The organism is Campylobacter sp. IFREMER_LSEM_CL2256, from assembly GCF_025771645.1.
Classification (GTDB): Bacteria; Campylobacterota; Campylobacteria; order Campylobacterales; family Campylobacteraceae; genus Campylobacter_D.
On sequence record NZ_JAKMQQ010000031.1, the window covers coordinates 1 to 1,297 of the forward strand.

Consider the following 1,297-nt stretch of genomic DNA (forward strand, 5'->3'; position numbering starts at 1 on the left):
TCTTTTTCATACCAAGCATAACCTATATCATAAAAAGGAGTAAAATAAAAATTAGTATTTGGTATATTTATTCTTATACCAAAGTTAGCTACTATGGTATTATCTCCATCACCTTCTCCATTATCATAAGCTCTTACTCCATAAGCTCCACCTAAAGAGGAACTCTCAGAAGAATCTAATTCAAAATTTCCTAATACCTTTTGATAGTTTATATTTAAAGTATGCGTAATGTATTCATTAATACTATAATAATTATTCACACTAGCATTGAGTTTTCTAAACCAACCAAAGCCTTTGCCTCCACTTTTAGATGTATCTCCAAATATAGTAGTACCATCATCATATACTTTACCTATGCTTATCTTAGCACTATAACTTAAGGTATTATTTTCAAATCCTCTAAACAAACCTTCTAAACCCATACTACCTACATTAGAATGTTTATCAAAGGTTAAAAGATCTAAGGTTACATCACTAAGTATCTTATGATAAATACTTGAAGTAAAATATAAAGAGGAGTTAGTATTAATCCATACAGGATAAGAAAAATCTATACCAAAATTTCTAGAAGTACCACTAAAACCAACTTCTTTATATTCCCCACCTAAAGAATAAGATCCTTGAGATATGCTTGGAGTAATTTTTAAATTTCCCAAAAAGAAAGTATAACTTGCTCCATAGTTAATTTGTTTTTCATTGCTTGATTGTAAGTAAAAATTATAATAATCTCCCATATTAAATATAGAATTAAATCCCATACTAATACCAGCTCTAATATCCCCTGCACTTTCAATACCATAATTATCAGTATATAATAATACATTAGCCTTAGTATCAGGAACTACTTCTATAACTACATCAGTTTCTCCTACATTCTCTCCTGCTTGTAAACCTGCTAGGGTTTGTACTCCATACATTTCATTGACTTTATATACACTATCTTCTATTAACTTAGTAGAGATGATTTTACCTTTAATTCTTTCATTAAGCTTACTTTCTATAAAATAATCTTTTATAGTAGTTTTATTCTTTATTATATACTTACCTAATGTTCCTAAGGCTATGTTAATTTGCACACTATCTTCAAATTCTTGTTGGGGTACATAAGCTGTTGCTGCAGGATAGCCATTAACTTGGAAATAATAAGCAATGATATTAGATATATCTTGTAAATCTTGTAAGCTAAATTTTCTAGCACTAAACTCACTAATAAGTAATTGTAAATCTTCTTCTTTAATACCTAGCTTTTCAAAGCTAGTGTTTTCATTAGTGATAACAAATTTGTATTTGGTTATTA

1 protein-coding gene is annotated in these 1,297 nt (G+C 28.5%); it reads right to left on the reverse strand.

Annotation, left to right across the window (positions count from 1 at the left end; translation table 11 throughout):
* The coding region (locus L8U00_RS07765) for a ShlB/FhaC/HecB family hemolysin secretion/activation protein (protein WP_263709110.1) at positions 1–1,297 on the reverse strand (1,297 nt) is incomplete at both ends.